Consider the following 14,254-nt stretch of genomic DNA (forward strand, 5'->3'; position numbering starts at 1 on the left):
TCAGTGCTCCTTGCTCTCGGGGGCCTTGGCGTCGCTCGGGGCCCAAGTGACCTGGAGGATGCGGCGGATGGGCAGCATGGCCAGGGGGAGGAAGTCCTGCTTCTGGTCGGGCACGGCGCGCAGACCGGGCAGCCGCTCGTAGGCCACGCGCAGGCCGATGGCGCCCTGGGTACGGCCGAGGGGCGCGCCCAGGCAGGTGTGGCGGCCCTTGGTGAAGGCGTAGTGATCGTGGTCATCGAGCCCGTCGCGGTGGATGTCGAAGCGCAGCGGGTCCACGACCGCGGCCGGGTCGGTGTTGGCACTGGCCAGCGCCAGCCATACCATGTCCCCTTCGGGGATGGTCACTCCGGCGATCTCCGCGTCCTGGGTGGCCACGCGGGACGCGAACGGCGCGGAGGGGCGACGCCGTACGGTCTCCTCGAACACCCGGGCCCACAGGGTCGGATCGGCCTGCGCTTCGGCACGTTGCTCGGGGGCGTCCGACAGGAAGAGGATCGCGTTGGCCATGGCCTGCGCCGTGGTGTCGGTGCCGGCCGCGGCGAACTCCGTGAGGTGCATGGCGATGCGCTCCACGGACAGCGCATGGTTGCCTTCCCGGTCCTTCGCCCGGGCCATCAGGGTGATGATGTCGCCGCCGTCACCGTCCCGGCGCTCCTGCGCGAGCTGCCGCAGACGCAGCTGGGCGGCGACGTAGCGGGTCCAGACCTCGCTGCGCTCGGGCTCCGGCATCGGCTCGCGGCCGCTGGCCAGCACCCGGAAGTGATCGTCGCGCAGCTGGCGCATCATCGGCTCGTCCTCGGCGGACAGGCCGAGCAGAGCCATCAGCGTCTGGGTCGTCAGCTCCAGGCAGTACGTCTCCATCAGCTCGGCGGCGCCGAGGTGGGCGAAGCCGTCGAGGATCCGGTGCGCGCGGGCCTCGATCTCCGGGGCGAGGGCCTCGATGACCGGCTTGAGGAATCCGCGCTGGGCGACCTTGCGGGCCGCCGTGTGCTTCGGCGGATCCATACCGATCATGATTTCGGCCACCAGCTCCGGCGGTACGACATCGGCGTACTCGTCGGGTACGGGAAGTCGTCCGCCGTTGGCCTGGCAGGACCAGGTCTCCCAGTCCATGAGGACGGCGTCGATGTCGGCGCGGCGGGTGACCACCCAGGTGCCGAGCGCTTCGTTCCAGAAGACCGGGGCTTCTTCACGGGCACGGACGAAGGCCGAGGCCGGGTCGCGCAGATACGCGTCGCTGAACAGGTCGAACTCCGGCGGTGGGGCCGGTCGGCCGGCGATCTGAGTCATCTGTTGATCACTCCGAGGGATGAGGGGAAGGAGGGGCTCATCGGCATGGGCGCCGAGCTCCCCGGCAGAGGAAGGGGGCACTTCCCGCCGACCCGCCGGGGGAGAGGTCGGCAGGGAGCGACCGGGTCAGAGCGCGGCGGCCGCGGCCAAGGTCGACAGTCGCTGGAAGCGGAGGACGTTTTCGCTCTCCTCCATGACGCCCGCGGTCAGGCAGGCGAAGGTCAGGTCCCTTTCGGGGTCCACCCAGAACAGAGTGGAGCCGGCACCGTAGTTGCCGTGTGTACGCGGGCTGGTGGCCGAGCCGAAGAAGGACGCGTGTGTGCCGGTTCCGGACAGGGCGAAGCCGAGTCCGAAGTTGCCCGGCGGCACGTCCCAGCCGCGCGCCTCGGCCAGCCCCCGGTAGAGGTCGTTGGGCAGGTCGCCGGTCTGGTTGGTGGTGGCCAGATCCAGGATCGCGGGGGAGAGGACGCGCTTGCCGTCGTACTCACCGCGCCGGCGCAGCATCTCGGCGAAGGAGTGGATGTCCTCGACCGTGGACACGGCACCGACCCAGGGCATCTCGGCTTCCTCGGTGATGATCTCCTCCATCACCTCGATGTCCGCGGTGGACAGCCAGCCGCCGTCCGGGAAGCTCGCGCGGACGGGCACGTAGTGCTCGGCCCACTTCCGGGGGGCGCCGAGCGCCGTGCTGTCCATGCCGAGGGGCTCGAAGATCTCCCGCTTCATCAGGTCACGCACGCATTCGGCTCCGGTGGCGCGGCGGACCATCTCGGCGATCAGCGCGTGGTTGAGCGCCGGGGAGTAGTTGAGGGTCGTACCGGGTTCGCCCACGACGTCGAGCTGGCAGATGGCGTCGACGACTTCGCCGAGGTCGCCCAGCTCGTCGTACGGCAGGGGCGTCGGCGTGGTCACGAGGCCCGCGCGGTGGGTGAGCAGATGGGCCAGGTTGACCCTGTCCTTGCGCGCCGTGCGGAAGCGGTCGCGGCCGTAGAACTCGGGTATGACGTCGACGACCCGGGTGGTGAGCGCCAGTTCGCCGCGGTCGATCGCCTGCAGGGCGAGGACGTTGGTGAACGCCTTGGTCATCGAGAAGATCCGGTATATGTCTTCGGGAGCGGCGGTGCGTCCCGCCTTCCGGTCGGACCAGCCGATCGAGGCCTGCAGACCGATCTCACCGCGACGCGAGACGATGATGTTGGCGCCGTCGTACCGCCCGGCTTCGATGTCGCTCTCGATGGCGGTCTGGATCCTGCGCAGGGCTGCGGCGTCCAGTCCGCTGTGGTCTTCGTTGATCACGCTTCTGCCTTTCCTGTGTAGAAGGTTCATGACGAGAAGACCGCTCGGTCACATGTGCAGGCCGCCGGACGGCGAAAGCGTCTGGCCCGTGTAGTAGGCGCCGTCGTCGGACGCGAGGAAGAGCATGGTGCGGGCCAGCTCGTCGGGCGTGGCGGGCCGCTTGATGGGCTGCATCGAAACGAGGCCGGCCACGATCTCGGGCGGCTGTGCGTTCAGGAGCGGGGTGTCCACCGCGCCGGGGGCGACTGCGTTGACCCGGATGTTGTGCGGGGCCAGTTCGCCGGCCGCGGCCCGGGTGAGCCCCAGGACTCCCGCCTTGGACGCCGGGTAGTACAGCGGCATGGGCGCGCCCACCAGGGCGGCCACGCTGGCGATGTTGACGACCGATCCGCCGCCGCTCCTGCGCATCAGTGGAGCCGCCGCGCGCAGACAGTAGAACGGCCCGACCAGGTTGACCGCCAGGACCTTGGCGAAGTCCTCGTCCGTGGTCTCGCTCAGGAAGTCGGGGTGGTAGGCCTCCCCGCGGCCCGCGGCCTGGAACGCCGCTACGTTGATCTCGACCAGACGGTCGTTGGCCTTCTTGGTCGGTGCGTTGACGCCCGCAGCGTTGACCAGGACGTCGAGACGCCCGTGCTCGCGTTCCACCTCGGCGAATGCGGCGTTCACCGCGGCACTGTCGCTGACGTCCAGAGCGATGCCGTTGGCCCCGTCGACGCCCTTGAGCGCGTCCTTGACCTTCTCGGCGGACAGGTCCGCTCCGATGACCGTAGCTCCCTCGGCGGCGAACAGTCGGACCGTCGCGGCCCCGATCCCCGAAGCCGCTCCGGTGACGAAAGCGACCTTTCCTTCCAGCTTCATCCGACTCCTCCTAGAGCCCCCTGCCGGAAAGCGGCAGGACTGGTGTGGTGCGGGCCACCATGCCATTCGACTAGACGACTGTCTAGTGAAGAGGCGAGGGTCCAGTGGTAAATTTGCTGGCATGATCGCGACTTCGGCAGGTGGGGCGACGCCGTACCCTCGCCGGAGCGGGCAGTCGGCGGACGCAGGGGCGGGACACAAGTGACGGAAGCAAGCGAAGCGGGTCGGTCGGCCGGTGAGTCCCTGCGGGAGGCCCAGAAACGACTCACGCGGGAGCGGCTCGTCGATGCGGCCTTCGAGGCATTCCGTGACAGGGGCTACGCGGCGGTGAGTACGGCACACATCGCCTCGGCGGCGGGAGCCAGCCGGGCCACGTTCTACCTGCACTTCCCGAGCAAGGCCGAAGTGGTCATCGCCCTGCTGGAACGCATCGAGCCCACGGTGGTGGCGTTCCACCGCAGCCTCGATGAGATCGCGGAGCCTTCCCTGGAGTCGGTCCGTGAGTGGGTTGAACGCGCTGTCGGCTGGTGGGAGCGCGACCGGCTCCGCTTCGAAGCCTTCGAGCAGGCCGTGGCCGTCGAGCCCAAGGTGGCGGCCCGCTGGTTCGAGAGTGTCTACCGTGCGGCGGATGCCATGACAAGGCATCTGGCCGCGTTCGCGGAAGGGGCGGACCGCGACCGGGCGCACCTGCGCCTCGTCACGCTGATCACTCAGATGGAGAGGACCATGTACTTCACGGCTGTACGTCAGGCTCCGCACGACCGCGAGCAGCTGGTGGACGTACTCACCGAGCAGTGGTGGGCCGTACTGAAGCAGTCATGACCGGGTCGCACTGCGATCCGGTCAGGCGAGTGCGGCAAGGGCGGGGAGTCAATGAGGCTCCTGTGCCGACGAGTTGAGACGCCGGACACCTCCCTCAGGGACCTCCCTCGGCCGCACCCCATCGTCCGTGCGCCTACACCCGCACCATCAACTTTCCGTTGTTCTTTCCGTCGAGCAGGAGCGAGATGGACTCCGGCGCCTTGTCCAGCCCGTCGACAATGTGCGAGCGCGCGACGATGGAGCCGTCGATGTAGAGGGGGCGGAGGATGTCGTCGAACTCCGCGTACCGGCCGGTGTAGGCACCCGCGACGAACCCCTCCATCCGCGCGCACTTGTACATCAGCAGATGCAGGTTGGTGCAGCCGTACGCCGCGTCCGGATTCGGGAGGTCGTACTGCGACATCGCGCCGCAGACGACGATCCGGCAGTTCCAGGCCATGTTCGCCAGCACCGCGTCGAGCACGGCGCCGCCGACGTTGTCGAAGAAGAGATCCACTCCTTGGGGGCACTTCTCGGCGAGTGCTTCCCGTACGTCCACCGCCCGGTAGTCGATGGCGTCGTCGGCGCCCAAGTCCTCCACGACATAACGGCACTTGTGCTCGCCGCCGGCGATTCCGATGACCCGGCAGCCCTTCGCCTTGGCGAGCTGCACCGCGATCGAGCCTGTCGCTCCCGCCGCCGCGGAGACGACGACCGTATCGGAGGATTTCAGACGGCCGATCTCCATGAGGCCGAACGCGGCGGCCCTCCCGATGTGAGAGAAGACGGACACGTACGCCTCGTCCGGGATCCGGTCGTCGCGGTCATGGCGTTGGAGGTACTCGGGTGTGGCGAGTGAGTACTCCTCCCAACCCCACATGCCACTCACCAGATCGCCGGGCTCGAAGCCCTCGGCACGGGACTCCACCACTTCACCCACTGCGGCACCGATCATGACATCGCCCACTGCGATGGGGATGTACGTCGTGGCCGGGTCCAGCTTCAGCCAGTTGCGGGATGTGGGATCGATGGAGAGCAGCTTGGTCCTGATGAGGACGTGCCCCTCCCTGACTTCGGGAACCTCGCGTTCCTCCCATTGCAGGCACTTGGGGTCGTATGCCCCCAAGGCTGGCTCGGCAACGATCCAGGCGTGGTTCTTCATGGGCAGCTGCTTTCGCTGGGGGGCGTCGCCGTTGGCGGAAATGCGAGTGGCATTCCGGCCCGGGCCGCGCCCTATTCGATCGTCGTGGCGCACATCGTTGTACCGCCTTGGCTAGACTCTCGTCTAGCCGCAAGACGCAAGCGTATCGAGCTGCATCCGCGCATGAGATCCCCCCACTGCTTCCGTTATCCGGAAGCGGCGCTGCTTCGGCGTGGCGGCGGACGGCATTGTGGGCTGCCCGCGCCACAAGCTGTTCACGCCGCCTTGTTGGAGGAGCCGTGTCACCCTTTCCCCGCAATCAGTGGTACGTCGCCGCGTACGCCCATGAGGTGGGCCGCGAGCTGTTCACCCGCACGGTCTGCGGGGAGTCGGTCCTCCTGTGGCGTACGGAAGCCGGCGAGGTCGCCGCGATGGCCGACCGCTGTGTTCACCGGCGCTTCCCGTTGTCGGAGGCGCCGAGCCGGCTGGTCGGTGACACCGTCGTCTGCGGCTACCACGGCTTCACCTACGGCGCGGACGGCGTGTGCACGGCGGTTCCCGGCCAGGCCCGCGTGCCGCGCACGGCCCGGTTGACCACCTACCCCGTCAAGGAGCAGGACTCCTTCGTGTGGGTCTGGATCGGTGAGCGCGAGAAGGCCGACGAGGCCCTGATCCCCCGTAGTCCCTGGCTGGACTCGCCGGGTTACACCACCGTCTGCGGCATGGAGCCGTTGGCGGCCCGGTACGGACTCCTCGTCGACAACCTGTTGGACCTGTCCCACGAGACGTACCTGCACGGCGGCTACATCGGCACCCCCGAGGTCGCGGAGACCCCCATCACCACCGAGGTCGACGAGGCGGCCGGTGTCGTCTACGTCAGCCGGCACATGGACGACGCGGCGTGCCCGCCCTTCTATGCCAAGTCCACCGGCATCGAGGGCCGCATCACCCGCTGGCAGGACATCGAGTACCACGCCCCGTGCCTGTACCTGCTGCACTCCCGGATCGCCCCCGTCGGTGCGCCCGGCCCGAACCCGGACGGCACCGACCCGCACGCCTTCCACGTCGAGGTCGTCTACGCCATCACCCCCGAGACCGAGCACAGTACGCACGACTTCTGGGCCGTGGCCCGCGACTTCGCCCTGGAGGACCAGGAGGTCTCCGACTTCCTGCGGGAGAACAACCGCACCGTGGTTCTCCAGGACGTCGTGGCCCTCGACAAGCTCGAGCAGGTCATCGCCTCCGAGCCGGCCGGAGCGCAGGAGCTCAGCATCAACATCGACACCGGTGGGCTGGCCGCCCGTCGCATCCTCAAGCGGCTGGTGGAGGCCGGTGCGGAGGCGGGCGCAGCCGGGCGGCAAGCCCTCACGGCGTCATGAACACGTCCCACCCTGCCCCCACCGCCATGCTCACCGGCGCCACCGTCCACCGCGTCGTCTGGGTCCCCGGCACGGACCGCCTGCGGGGCTGGTGCTGGTGCGGCACGTCCCACGAAACCGAGGGGCCGGTCGAGTTGTGGGAGTGGCTGCTCGCCCACCCCGACACCCATCCCGACACTCATGCCGACAGTTCGGCCGGCACGGGGAGCGGGGCTCATCTCAGCCCCGCCGACCGCTCGCCCACATCAGCCCCGAGATCTGCGAGGAGACGATCCGAGTCATGAACGGCACGTACGAGGAGGCCGAACTCGACCTGGTGGTCACCCACAGAACCGCTGAGGCGGACGGCGTCATCTCCCTGGAGCTGCGCGACCCGAAGGGCGCAGACCTCCCTGCCTGGACCCCGGGCGCCCATCTCGACGTGGTTCTCGCCCCGGATCTGGTGCGGCAGTACTCACTGTGCTCCGATCCCGCGGACCGCTCCGTGTGGCGGGTCGCCGTCCTGCGCGAGCCGGACAGCCGCGGCGGGTCCCGGCGGGTCCACGACGAGCTGTGGGAAGGGAGTGCCGTACGGGTCCGCGGACCGCGCAACCACTTCACGCTGGCCGAGGCCGAGCGCTACGTCTTCATCGCCGGAGGCATCGGTATCACGCCGATCATGCCCATGGTCGCCGCAGCCGAGGCGGCCGGAGCGGAGTGGACCCTCGCCTACGGTGGCCGCAGCCGGGCCACCATGGCCTTCAGCGGCCACCTCGCGGCGACGTACGGAGAGCGCGTGGCGCTCCGTCCGCAGGACGAGTACGGGCTCCTCGATCTCGGAACCCTGCTCGGCACGCCGGACGAGAGCACCCTGGTCTACTGCTGCGGCCCCGAACCGTTGTTGACGGCCGTCGACGAGCACTGTGCGGCGTGGCCTGCCGGGGCGCTGCATGTGGAGCGCTTCGCGCCCAAGGGACCCGACGCCCCGGTTCTGGGCGAGCCCTTCGAGGTGCAACTCGCCCAGTCCGGTGTCACGGTGACGGTGCCTCCGCAGAAGACGGTCCTGCAGGCGGTCGAGGAGGCCGGCGTGCAGGTCCTGTCCTCCTGCCAGGAGGGCACGTGCGGCACCTGCGAAACACCGGTCCTGGCCGGGACGGTCGACCACCGGGACTCTCTCCTGACCACCGCCGAACAGGCCGCCATGGACACCATGTTGATCTGCGTCTCGCGCGCCGCCTGCCCGCGCCTCGTCCTCGACCTCTGACCCCGGGGAGACCCACGACATGAACAGCGACACCATGGCCGATGCCAAGACACCCGCCCTGGACGACGATCCCTTCGGGCACGACATCCTGACCGACCCGTACGCATTCCATGCGCGACTGCGGGACACCGGACCCGTGGTCGGCCTGCCCCGTTACGGCGTGCTCGCGATGGGCCGGTACGCCGAGGTCCACGCCTCCTTGCAGAACTGGGAAACCTTCGTCTCCAGCCGAGGGGCAGGGCTGTCCGACTTCAAGAAGGAGAAGCCCTGGCGGGCGCCGAGCCTGCTGCTGGAGGCCGACCCGCCGGAGCACACCGCGGCACGCGGAGCGATGGCCGGGGTCATCTCGCCCCGCGCCGTGCGCGAACTGCGGGCAGCTTTCCGGCCCTTCGCAGAGGAACTGGCCGATCGGCTGGTGGCGCGCGGCACGTTCGACGCGGTCACCGACCTCGCCGAGGTCTACCCGCTGAAGGTGTTCCCCGACGCCGTCGGCCTGCCCGAGCGCGGCCGGGAGAACCTGCTGCCCTACGGCGCGCTGGCGTTCAACGCCTTCGGTCCGCACAACGACCTGCTCGAAGCCGCACTGGCGACGGCGGCCCCGGTCCAGGAATGGATCATGAACAGCTGCCGCCGGGAGTCGCTGGCCCCCGGTGGACTCGGTGCCCGGATCTGGGAGGCCGCCGACCGCGGTGAGATCACCCACGAGCAGGCGCCGCTGCTCGTACGCTCCCTGCTCAGCGCCGGCGTCGACACCACCGTGTACGGCATCGCCAACTCCCTGTACGCACTGGCCACGCACCCCGAGCAGTGGCAGCGCCTGCACGCCGAGCCGCCCCTTGCCAAGTTCGCCTTCGACGAAGCGCTGCGCTTCGAATCGCCGGTGCAGACGTTCTTCCGCACCACCTCCCACGACACCGAGATCGCCGGGGTCCGCATCCCGGAGGGCACCAAGGTGCTGCTCTTCCTCGGGTCGGCCAACCGGGACCCGCGGCACTGGGGGGAGAACGCGGACAGCTTCGACATCACCCACCAGGCAGGCGGTCACGTGGCTTTCGGCATGGGGGTGCACCAGTGCGTCGGCCAGCCCATCGCCCGCCTCGAAGCGGATCTCGTGCTCACCGCACTCGCCACCCGGATCCGCGGGATCGAACTCGCCGGCGAGCCGGTGCCGAAGCTCAACAACACCCTCAAGGGCTGGGCAAGCATCCCGGTCCGCGTGACGCCGGTCTAGCGCTCCGGACCGGCCGGCTCGTCGAAAGCGTCGTGGGTGGGCTTCTCCAGCTGCTTCCAGAGATTCCCGTGAGTCCGTGCCCGGCCCTCTTCCCGTTCCTCGACAACCGCACTGTCCGGCCGACGACTTCGGGACTCCTGCGTTGCGGAATCTCATGAGCAGCCCCCGAGTCGCTGTCGGCTCCCTCCACATCTCGTGGCAGTCCCAGCCGCCATGAAGGGTTAACAAGCCGTTGACGCGCGTGTCTCCGGTGCCTAACTTCAGGGAATGCGTCAGGGAGCGGCATCAGTGGAAACCACTGGCCGTACTGTCTGATGTGAGGTGTGTGCTCCAAAAACTGCCGGTCTTTCTCACGAAGAGCTGGTGTGATCCATCGGTTCGGCGAATCAGGATGCGGCGGGTATGGCCGGAGCAGACATCGAGGAGGGACGGTGCGGTTGCGGTCATGAGCCGCAGTCGGCCCCGCTCCGAGACCGTCGCGCACTCTGTTCCGGGCCGTCGTCGCCTCATCGCCGGAACCGACTGCCTTCCCATCCCGTGGTGGCTGATGCGTGTGCGACGCGGCCGGCAAACCACCGGGTCCGGGGTCCGGTTGAATGCAGCGAGGCGCCCGAGACGAGGAGAGCCGCATGCAAGACGGACAGCGGACGACCGGCACGGTAACGGGAAGGGCGCTGCGGGTGCTGGAGGCCTTTACGAGCGCCCACCCGGTGCTCTGTCTCACGGACATCTCCCGGTACAGCGGCCTGCCTCTGACTACTACGCACCGCCTCGTCAAAGAGCTCACATGCTGGGGCGCACTGGAGCGTGAGGAGAGCGGTGGCTACCGCATCGGCCTCAGACTTTGGGAGACAGCGGCACTGGCACCACGTGGGCTGGGACTGCGCGAGCTGGCCCTGCCCTATCTCGCGGACTTGAATCAGTTCACACGGGAGAACGTCCAGCTGGCCGTGCGCGAGGATCTGTCGGTCGTGTACGTGGAGCGGCTTGCCGGACGAGGAGCCGTGCCGGTACTGACCCGGGTAGGCGGCCGTTTCTCTCTTCCCCCCACCGGGGTCGGACTGGTGCTCCTCGCGCATGCCCCCGCTGCGATGCAGGAACAGGTCCTCAGCCAGCCCCTGACTCGCTACACGGAAAAGACTCTCTGCTCTCCCGCCCAGGTGCGGCGTGTCCTCGCCGAGGTGAGGCAAACCGGCGTCGCCGTCAGCGACCGGCAGATCACGATGGACAGCATGTCGGTCGCCGCGCCCGTGTACGGCCCAGGAGGTGGTGTGGTCGCGGCGGTCTCGATCGTCGCGCATGCCGACACCGCCCACGCCCACGTCTTGATCCCCCCCGTCCAGGTGGCCGCTCGGGGAATCTCCCGTGCACTGGGGGCCCCTCTCCCCAGCGTTGGCGTCCAAGCGCCGCACGGCGCCGAACCGGCTCAGTCCTCGCCTCCGTCGACATCGCCGCAGCTCTCATCAGCTACCGCAGATCCACCAACTGAAGTCAGTGGCGACTGAGCGGATGCCTGCTGCCGACGTATTAGTCGTGCCTGCTGCTTCGTCATCGACAGCCGCGCCCAACAGGACGGGAGAATCAATGCCGGTGGGTCCAGGTCACCGATGACTGGTGGACTGCCCCCTGCCACCCGGCCGCGCCGTAAAGCCTCGTGTCACTATTTCGTCACTCTCGCTTCACGTAACCCCTACGGGCCCGATGATGCTCCCCAACACCACCCCAGAGGGACCATCCGCGTCCGCGCCATCACGAACACCGCCTCACTTGCCGCCCTACTTCTCACCGCCTGTACCGACAACGGCACCGGCATCAACACCACACCGCAGCCAGAAAAGACGACCACCGCCCAGACCGCGCCAAAACCAGCTAAGGCGACAGCCACCACGACAACCCCCGCCTTCGCCGCCCCCTCTCCTCCTCGGCACCGCGTTCCGATGAGTTCGCGCCGGAGCCGGCGGCCGAGTTGTCGGAACCACCACTGTTCGCGGCTACGAACAACCGGTTCGCGCTGTGGTCGCCCCAGCCAGAGGAGACATTCGGCCCACGGTGCCCGCGTTCAACTGCGTGCGTGGGGAGAACGTTTGCCCCGTGCCGGGAGATCAGCGCCCAGAGCAGACGGTGTATGCCCCGCAGCCCGGCTATTTGATGTTGGAGTGGGCATTGCCCTCCGCTTAGCGCAGCCCTTTCCATCACCGTACTCACGCACATTCGCCACCGCACTGGCCGCGCTCGTCGCACTGCTCACCGCCTGCTCCAGCAATGTCGCGAAGCCCGAGCGCAGCAAGGCAAGCAACAGCAGCCAAACCAAGCCGACCGCCACGCCACCCAGGCCGCTGGCACTGGGCAAGGTCAGCAAGTGGGAGGGCGAATTCGAGGGGAGAAAGACCTCCGTCACCACCACCGCCGCCACTTACGCACAACCCGTTGCCAAAGGCTCCGTACAGCCCGACGAGGAATTCGGGACTGACAATGCGGACTACGTATGGGTAGCGCTAGAGGTCAAGGTGTGCAACAAGGAAGGCGCCGACGTACACGTCAACGACACACCGTGGTCGCTGGCGTACGCCGACGGCGCCCGCGTCCAGCCCTCAGGCACCACCTACAGCGACTTCCCCAAGCCGGAGTACCCGATCGGCGACACGCTGGTGCGGGCGGGCGACTGCGTACGTGGGAAGATCGTGTTCCCGGTCCCAGGTGATCAGCGTCCGGAGCGAGTGGTGTACGCACCGCAGGACGGCGACGTGCTGGAGTGGGCAGTGCCGTCCACGTAGCGCCTCGCGTACGGCGAACCACCGCGCCCCCGTCACTGGCGCCCCGGGCATGCCTCGCTCAGGCGCAAGGACTACACCGCCCTTGTGATGAGCCAGACGATGAAGGACGAGGGCTGGACAGACGAGAACGGGGACGTGGACATGGGCGAGCTGCTGAAGGATGCACAGTGGTAAGCGCCTGGCGTCGGTCCTCCGACGGCAGGCGGCGCGCGACGGCGGCGGGAGCGGGCGTCGGCCCGGCGGTCGGCTGCGCGGCCGCCCCCGACCAGCAGGCGCGTCAGGCGGGAAGGATTTCCTCCAGGGCTTCTACGACCTCGAAGGAGTCCGGGGTGGTCTGTGGGGAGAAGCGGGCGGCGACGGTGCCGTCGGGGGCGAGGAGGAACTTCTCGAAGTTCCAGCGGATGTCGCCCTTGTGTCCGTCCGCATCCGCGGTGCGCACGAGCTTCGCGTACAGCGGGTGCCGCCGGGGGCCGTTCACCTCGACCTTCTCGGTCAGCGGGAAGGTGACCCCGTACGTGGACGAGCAGAACTTGGCGATCTCCTCGGGTGTTCCGGGCTCCTCCTCCGCGAACTGGTTGCACGGGACGCCGAGGACGGTGAACCCCCGTGCCGCGTACTTCTTCTGGAGCTGTTCCAGCTCGGTGTACTGCCGGGTGAGGCCGCACTTGGAGGCGACGTTGACGACGAGGACCGCCTTGCCCCGGTACTGGGCGAGGTCCGCGGGACCGCCCTGGAGAGCGTCGATGTGGACTTCGTAAATAGACATGCCGGAGATGGTACGGCCACTCGATTGGATCTTGCCGGGTCTGTGGGCCCGGCACCGCACCGAACCGCCTCGACTGGCGCCTACACGCCAGATCGCACGGGCCCGACCTGGTGTGGTCCGGCCCAAGTCACCGCGCCGACTGCCCGCACCCGAACGTGATCGCCCATCAATGTACGGTGCCCGCCGCCCCGCAGCCGCCGCAAGTACCGTACGCCCTTGGTTCCCGAGGGCAAACTCGCCCTCGATCATCCGGGCCATGTGGCGGTCGCTGTCGTTGATCAGGTTCATGCGGCCGCCGGTGGCGCCGGTGACCGGCCGCTTGACGTACTCGACGATGTCGATGAGGTCTTCGAGGTCGCGGGGCTGGCGTACGAGGCGGTCGAGGTCGTAGAAGATGACCCCGTCGATGACGCCGGCTGACAGGGCGGCGAGGAGCTGCCGGAACTCCGGGCGCAGGACGATCCAGTCGATCGTTCCGTCGGGCGGATGACCTTGCGCTTTTTGAGGCGGAGGTGTCGTTCTCCTTAGTAGGCCTTGGCGAACGGTCCCCAGCGCAGGCGCTTGCGCGAGTCCTCCCAGCGGGGTTGGACGGCTGGCACGGTGTCGGCTCCTGATGGTGCTGGACGAGTCCGATACCGGGCACTGTCTGCCGAGAACAGGGGTTGGGTGATGCCGTCGATCTGCGGTTAGCCTGCCGGGTTTGGCTCCGTGGATACTGGCGATCATGCGTATCGAGATCGATCCCCGGACCACGTCCCGCAACGACTTCTACCGGCTGCTGACCGCGACGGTGGTGCCGCGCCCCATCGCCTGGGTGTCGACGATCGCCGCGGACGGCGGCGCCGCGAACCTCGCCCCGCACTCCTTCTTCACCATCTCCGCCGTCTCGCCGCCGATCGTGCAGTTCACTTCCGTGGGGCGGAAGGACTCGCTGCTCAATGTGGAAGCCAGCGGGGAGTTCGTCGTGAACCTCGCGCCTGAGGGGCTTTTTGAGCAGATCAATGAGACGGCGACGGATTTTCCGCACGGAGTGAGTGAGTTCGAGGAGGTGGGGATTGCTACGGAGCCGAGTCGGTGTGTGAAGCCGCCGCGGGTGGCCGCTTCTCCGGTGGCGCTGGAGTGCCGGCTGCACAGCACGCTGCGCTTCGGGGACTCCACGGTCGTCTTCGGGCAGGTCGTGCATGCCGTGGTCGCCGAGGACGTCATGACCGATGGGCATCCGGACATTCGTAAGCTGCGCCCGCTGTCCCGGCTGGGCAGGGATGAGTGGGGGACGGTGGGGGAGGTACGGGAGATCTCGCGCATTCGGTACGCGGACTGGGAGGGGCCGTCGAGCGGCAGCGGTGACTGAGGACGACGGTGGCTAAGGACGGCGTCAGCGACTCATCGCGTCAGGCGTCATGGCGAATTCCGGAGGGCGTCGGGCGGTGGCCACTTCCGTATAACGGGGAGGGCTGAGACTCTCCGGTGTGCTG

Annotated in this window: 12 protein-coding genes and 1 pseudogene; 7 read left to right on the forward strand and 6 right to left on the reverse strand. The window is 68.4% G+C overall.

The genetic code is table 11. The features are described from left to right. The 3 genes from IF04_RS0113950 to IF04_RS0113960 all read right to left on the reverse strand — a co-directional run bounded on the left by IF04_RS0113950 (position 1) and on the right by IF04_RS0113960 (position 3,444). Entirely contained in the window at positions 1–1,290 is a 1,290-nt protein-coding gene (locus IF04_RS0113950) for a cytochrome P450 (RefSeq protein ID WP_037959317.1), read from the reverse strand. A gap of 126 nt (positions 1,291–1,416) precedes the next feature. After that, positions 1,417–2,586 (reverse strand): serine hydrolase domain-containing protein, encoded by a 1,170-nt coding sequence (locus tag IF04_RS0113955; protein ID WP_245654394.1) that lies wholly within the window; start codon positions 2,584–2,586, stop codon positions 1,417–1,419. 48 nt (positions 2,587–2,634) lie between these two features. Next, the gene (locus IF04_RS0113960) at positions 2,635–3,444 is read right to left on the reverse strand and encodes an SDR family NAD(P)-dependent oxidoreductase (RefSeq protein ID WP_030255758.1); all 810 of its coding nucleotides are present in this window, start codon (positions 3,442–3,444) and stop codon (positions 2,635–2,637) included. 201 nt (positions 3,445–3,645) lie between these two features. On the opposite strand from IF04_RS0113960, the gene IF04_RS0113965 reads away from it, so the two are divergent. Then, positions 3,646–4,266 (forward strand): TetR/AcrR family transcriptional regulator, encoded by a 621-nt coding sequence (locus IF04_RS0113965; RefSeq protein WP_051831225.1) that lies wholly within the window; start codon positions 3,646–3,648, stop codon positions 4,264–4,266. 133 nt (positions 4,267–4,399) lie between these two features. Here the strand turns inward: IF04_RS0113965 and IF04_RS0113970 are convergent, their stop codons facing one another. Then, positions 4,400–5,407, reverse strand: a complete 1,008-nt coding sequence (locus IF04_RS0113970) for an NADP-dependent oxidoreductase (protein WP_030255764.1) — start codon at positions 5,405–5,407, stop codon at positions 4,400–4,402. Positions 5,408–5,685: 278 nt separating this feature from the next. Between IF04_RS0113970 and IF04_RS0113975 the strand changes: the two genes are divergently transcribed. From IF04_RS0113975 to IF04_RS38705, 5 genes are all read left to right on the forward strand, one after another. Continuing rightward, complete coding sequence (locus IF04_RS0113975) at positions 5,686–6,765, forward strand: aromatic ring-hydroxylating oxygenase subunit alpha (protein WP_030255767.1); 1,080 nt, start codon at positions 5,686–5,688, stop codon at positions 6,763–6,765. Between the two features lie 280 nt (positions 6,766–7,045). Next, entirely contained in the window at positions 7,046–8,008 is a 963-nt protein-coding gene (locus IF04_RS0113985) for a PDR/VanB family oxidoreductase (protein ID WP_030255772.1), read from the forward strand. A gap of 19 nt (positions 8,009–8,027) precedes the next feature. Next, positions 8,028–9,239, forward strand: coding sequence for a cytochrome P450 (locus IF04_RS0113990; protein ID WP_030255775.1), 1,212 nt, complete (start codon positions 8,028–8,030; stop codon positions 9,237–9,239). Between the two features lie 629 nt (positions 9,240–9,868). Then, positions 9,869–10,744 (forward strand): IclR family transcriptional regulator, encoded by an 876-nt coding sequence (locus IF04_RS0113995; protein ID WP_063829477.1) that lies wholly within the window; start codon positions 9,869–9,871, stop codon positions 10,742–10,744. A 651-nt stretch (positions 10,745–11,395) separates the two neighbouring features. After that, a complete protein-coding gene (locus IF04_RS38705; RefSeq protein WP_051831226.1) occupies positions 11,396–12,013 on the forward strand; it encodes a DUF4352 domain-containing protein in 618 nt (205 codons plus the stop codon). 277 nt (positions 12,014–12,290) lie between these two features. Here the strand turns inward: IF04_RS38705 and IF04_RS39715 are convergent, their stop codons facing one another. Both IF04_RS39715 and IF04_RS40370 read right to left on the reverse strand, forming a co-directional pair. Beyond that, positions 12,291–12,779: a glutathione peroxidase gene (locus tag IF04_RS39715; protein WP_030255783.1), complete on the reverse strand. Its 489-nt coding sequence runs from the start codon at positions 12,777–12,779 to the stop codon at positions 12,291–12,293. A gap of 303 nt (positions 12,780–13,082) precedes the next feature. Next, a pseudogene (locus tag IF04_RS40370) lies at positions 13,083–13,505 on the reverse strand (recombinase family protein); the annotation flags it as partial. Between IF04_RS40370 and IF04_RS0114020 the strand changes: the two are divergent. Beyond that, positions 13,504–14,130, forward strand: coding sequence for a flavin reductase family protein (locus tag IF04_RS0114020; RefSeq protein WP_030255786.1), 627 nt, complete (start codon positions 13,504–13,506; stop codon positions 14,128–14,130). The pseudogene IF04_RS40370 and the gene IF04_RS0114020 sit on opposite strands and share 2 nt — an antisense overlap. The last annotated feature ends 124 nt before the right edge of the window (positions 14,131–14,254 follow it).

This window comes from Streptomyces violens, assembly GCF_000717745.1.
Lineage (GTDB): Bacteria > Actinomycetota > Actinomycetes > Streptomycetales > Streptomycetaceae > Streptomyces > Streptomyces violens.